4 protein-coding genes are annotated in these 4,823 nt (G+C 71.1%); all 4 read right to left on the reverse strand.

The genetic code is table 11. The features are described from left to right. Positions 1-131: 131 nt before the first annotated feature. The gene (locus FDZ70_06450; GenBank protein TLM76663.1) at positions 132-1,478 is read right to left on the reverse strand and encodes a signal recognition particle protein; all 1,347 of its coding nucleotides are present in this window, start codon (positions 1,476-1,478) and stop codon (positions 132-134) included. A 24-nt stretch (positions 1,479-1,502) separates the two neighbouring features. After that, positions 1,503-2,102, reverse strand: coding sequence for a signal peptidase I (gene lepB / locus FDZ70_06455; protein ID TLM76664.1), 600 nt, complete (start codon positions 2,100-2,102; stop codon positions 1,503-1,505). Next, positions 2,068-2,982 carry a signal recognition particle-docking protein FtsY gene (gene ftsY / locus FDZ70_06460; GenBank protein TLM76665.1) on the reverse strand — a complete coding sequence of 305 codons (915 nt, stop codon included), beginning with the start codon at positions 2,980-2,982 and terminating at the stop codon, positions 2,068-2,070. Before ftsY ends, lepB begins: the two co-directional genes overlap by 35 nt. Then, positions 2,963-4,823 (reverse strand): chromosome segregation protein SMC (locus tag FDZ70_06465; protein TLM76666.1); only part of this gene is annotated, 1,861 nt, incomplete at its 5' end. The genes ftsY and FDZ70_06465, both read right to left, overlap by 20 nt.

Consider the following 4,823-nt stretch of genomic DNA (forward strand, 5'->3'; position numbering starts at 1 on the left):
GATACGTACTGCCAAGTGACTTCCACCTTTCGATCGCCCGAGCCGCGGTCGGTGCGGTCTTGGGCCTGAGCGCGAGCGGGAGTGAATGATACGCGAGGCCGCTTGAAGGGTCAAAGCGTGCGGCGGCGCCCTCAGAAGCCCCCGGGCATGCCCGGGAAGCGCATCCGGGCACCCTTCTTGCCGCCCATCTGCCGCATCTGCTTGAGGAGCTTTCGTGCCTGGCCGTACTGCTTGAGCAGCTGGTTCACGTCGAAGACCTGCACTCCGGCACCCCGGGCGATGCGCTCCCGCCGGCTGCCGTTGATCACCGCGGGGTTGCGGCGCTCCTCGGCGCTCATCGAGCGGATGATCGCGGCCGTTCGGTCGAGAGCGCGTTCGTCGATCTCGGCGTCCTTGACCGCGCGCATCCTGTCGCCGCCGGGCAGCATCCCGAGGATGTCGGACAGCGACCCCATCTTGCGGACCTGCTCGAGCTGCGCGAGGAAGTCGTCGAGTGTGAAGTCACCCTTGCGCAGCAGCTTCTCCGCAGCCGCGGCCTGCTCCTCGTCCGCGACCTCCTGCGCCTTCTCGATGAGCCCTACGACGTCGCCCATCCCGAGGATGCGCTTCGCCATCCCGTCGGGGCGGAAGACCTCGAGCGAGTCGGGCCGCTCCCCGAGCGAGGCGAACTTCACCGGCTTGCCGGTGACGGCCCGCACCGCGAGCGCCGCTCCGCCTCGGGCGTCGCCATCGAGCTTGGAGAGGATCACCCCGTCGAAGTCGACGCGCTCGGCGAAGGCTTTCGCGACGTTGACCGCGTCCTGGCCGGTCATCGCGTCGAGCACCATGAGGATCTGGTCGGGCTTCAGCGCTGCCTTGATGCGCGCGACCTCGTCCATCATCTCCTCGTCGATGTGCAGCCGTCCGGCAGTGTCGACGATGACGGTGTCGCGCATGCGCTCGACCGCGTCGCGCACGCCCGCCTTGGCGATGTCGACCGGGTCGGCGCCCTCCTCGCCGCGGAAGACGGGGACGTCGAGCTCGCGCCCGAGGGCCTCGAGCTGGTCGATGGCGGCCGGGCGGTAGACGTCGCAGGCTACGAGGAGCGGCGCCCTCCCCTGCTTGCGCAGGAGGTTCGCGAGCTTCGCGCACGCGGTCGTCTTGCCGCTTCCCTGAAGGCCGACAACCATCACGATCGCAGGGATGCGGCCTGACAGAACGAGCCGCGATTCCGTGGACCCCATGAGCGCGGTGAGCTCATCGAGGACGATCTTGATGACGGTCTGACCGGGCGTGAGGCTCTTGGTGACGTCCGCGCCCACCGCGCGCTCGCGCACCTTGCCGACGAAGTCCTTCACGACATGGAAGTCGACGTCGGCCTCGAGCAGCGCCATGCGGATCTCGCGCATCGCGGCGTCGACATCGGCCTCGGAGAGCGTGCCGCGCCCGGTGAGCTTGTCGAAGACGCCCTTGAGGCGCTCGGACAGGTTGTCGAACACGAAGTCCGCCCTTCGAAGTGGCCGTCAGCGGGTACCGTAGTCTAGCGCGTGGGCGCGCGGCGGAGGCAGGATCACCGCCACGACGCGTCCCATCACGCTGTCGACCGGCACGGGCCCGAAGTCACGGCTGTCGAACGAGACCGGGCGGTTGTCGCCCATGAGGTACACGGTGCCCATGGGGACGGTCACCGCCGGCAGCCGGTACGGCCGCGTTCCTGCGGCGAGTGTGAGCGGGAAGCCGTATGCCTCGTTCTCGCCGTTCACGATCGCGACGTCGTCGCGCACCTCGACGGTGTCGCCCGGAACGCCCACGACCCGCTTGATCAGGTCCTCGCCGGGACGGGGCTCGTCCGTCACGACGACCACGTCGCCGCGGCGCGGAAAGCCGTAGCCGGGCTGGACGAGGACGCGGTCGCCCGAGAGCAGGACCGGCTCCATCGACGGGCCGTCGACGCGCACAGGGCGGAACACGACGTAGAGCAGGCCGATGAGTACTACGAGTACGAGGGTGAGCGGGATGACGAGGGCCGCGGCGAGGCGGTCGGAGGACCGCCCTGCGACCGGGGTCGCGCCGCCGTCGATGGCCACGTCACCCAGCGCCCGTGAGGGCGCGCGCGAACTCAGCGGCGTCGAAGGGCCTCAGGTCGTCCGCGCCCTCCCCGACCCCGATGCGAAGGACGGGCACGCCGAGCTCGCGGACGACGGCGATGACGATGCCGCCCTTCGCGGTGCCGTCGAGCTTGGTGAGCGCGATGCCGTCGATGGGGACGGTCTCGTTGAAGGTGCGCGCCTGCGACAGGCCGTTCTGTCCGGTGGTGGCGTCCATGACGAGCAGCGTGCGCACCGGGTACGGGCTCTCGCGCTCGGCGACGCGGGCGACCTTGGAGAGCTCCGCCATCAGGTCCGCCTTGGTGTGGAGGCGTCCGGCGGTGTCGACGAGCACGAGGTCGGCCGCGCTCTCTCGCGCGCGGCGCATCGTGTCGAACACCACAGATGCGGGATCGCTGCCGCGTTCGGCGCGGACGATCTCAACGCCCGCACGGTCGGACCATGCCGCGAGCTGCTCGTCAGCGGCCGCGCGGAAGGTGTCCGCCGAGCCGAGGAGCACCCGCGCCCCCGCGTCCGAGGCCACCTTGGCGAGCTTGCCGATGGTGGTCGTCTTGCCCGTCCCGTTCACGCCGACGACGAGCACCGTCACCGGACGCTCGGACAGGAAGTCCGTCGCAGGGGCGCCCAGCTCCGCGGCGAGCTCGTCGGCGAGCCGCGCAACCACGGCGGCGGCATCCGGGAGCGCGTCGCGGGCCGCGAGCGTCCGGAGGCGCCCGACGATCTCGGCCGAGGCCACAGCTCCGACGTCAGCGGTGATGAGCGCCGCCTCGAGGTCGTCCCAGAAGTCCGGGCCGAGTTCGGGTCCGCGTCCGAGGATGGTGTTGATCTGGCCGGCGAGGCGGTCGCGCGTGCGCGCGAGGCCGTCGCCGAGCCAGCTAGCCCACGGCGCCGGCATCGTCGCCGTCCGGGGGCGTGTCGTCAGCGGGCGCGCCTGAGCGGCGGTCCAGACGCTGGCTGACGACCTTGGTGACGCCGTCGGACTGCATCGAGGCGCCGTACAGCACGTCTGCGGTCTCCATGGTGCGGCGCTGGTGCGTGACGACCACGAACTGCGTGCGCTCGCGCATCGCGTCCACGAGCGCGATGAACCTGCGCAGGTTCGAGTCGTCGAGCGCGGCGTCCACCTCGTCGAGGACGTAGAAGGGGCACGGGCGTGTGCGGTAGACGGCGAAGAGCAGCGACAGCGCCGTGAGCGCCTTCTCCCCGCCGGACAGCAGCGACATCTTCTGGAGCTTCTTGCCGGGGGGCTGCGCCTGCACTTCGACGCCGGTGACGTCCGGGTCGTCCGGGTCGGTGAGCATCAGCGACGCGCGCCCGCCGGGGAACAGCACCCCGAATATCTCCTGGAAGTTCCGGTCGACCTCCTCGAACGTGACGAGGAAGCGGTCGCGGATCTTCCGGTCGATGGCCGAGATGATGCGGGTCAGCAGCTTCCGGCCGGCGACGAGGTCCTCACTCTGCGCCGCGATGAAGTCGCGCCGACGGCGGACCGCCTCGAACTCCTGGACCGCGACCGCGTTCACCGGGCCGATGTTCTCGATCTGCTTGCGCAGCTTGTGCAGGCGGTCCGTGGCCGTCTCGCGGTCCTCGATCGGGGGCTGGGTGAGCGCTGTCTCGAGCGGCATGCCGAGGTCCTCGACCACATGGCCGGCCGCCGTCTTGACCTGGATCTCGATGCGGCCCTTCTCCACCCGCAGGTCCGCCATCGCGGCGTTGCGCGCGTCGAGGTCCGCCTGCGCCTCGCGGGCGGCGTCCTGCGCGCCGCGGATCGTGTCGCGCAGCGATTCCGAGTCGACCTGCTCGAACCGGGCGCGGTCGCGCAGCCGCTCGGCCCAGTGCTCGGCGCGCTCCAGCATCTCGGTGTACAGGTCGTGGACGGGCCGGATGCGCTCCTGCAGCCCCTGGAGCCCCGTCCGCGTCATCACCGAGGACGACAGCGTCTCCTCGAGCTCGGCGACCTCCGCGGCGACGCCCGCGATGTGGCGCTTGAGGTGGATCTCGCGCTCCGAAACGGCGGCGATGTCGACCTGGCACGCCGCGAGCCGCTCCGCAGCGGCGGTCTCGTCACGGTAGAGCGCGTCGCGCGCCTCGCGCTGCGACGCGGCGGTCTCCTCGAGGGAGTCGATCTCGGCGACCATGCGGTCGATGGCGGCGGCGGCGGCCTCTCGCGCGGGACGGTCCTTCGCGGTGCGATCGGCGACCTCGGCGGCGCGCGTCGTGATGCGCTCGGCCTCCGCGTCGGCATCGGTCAGCCCTGACTCGAGCCGCCCGATCTCCTCGCGAAGCGATTCGTGATCGCCGGTGAGCGAGGCGAGCCTCTGTCCGAGCTCGAGCGCGTCCTGCTGGGCGGCCTTGACCGCCAGCTCAGCCTCCGAGACCGACGCTTCGGCCTCGCTGACGGAGGCCGTGAGCGCGTCGACCTCCTCCGCGAGCTCGTTCGCGCGGCGCTTGCGCATGAGCACGCCGGCGCCGCTCTCGGACGCGGGGCCGAGGGTGACCTTGCCCGACGGGTGGACCATCTCGCCGGAGCGTGTCACGACGCGGCCGGCGGACGTGCCCTTGAGCGCCTTCTTCAGGTCGTCCGCGACGACGACGTCACCGATCACGGCCTCGAGCGCAGGCCGGATCTCGTCGTCGCAGGTGACGTGGTCGATGAGCCGCTCGCCGTCCGGGCGCGCCGGTGCGGTCATGCGGTCGAGCGGAAGGATGGTCACGTCGCCCGCGTCATGCCCGGCG

Source organism: Actinomycetota bacterium (assembly GCA_005774595.1).
In the GTDB taxonomy this organism is placed as follows: Bacteria; Actinomycetota; Coriobacteriia; order Anaerosomatales; family D1FN1-002; genus D1FN1-002.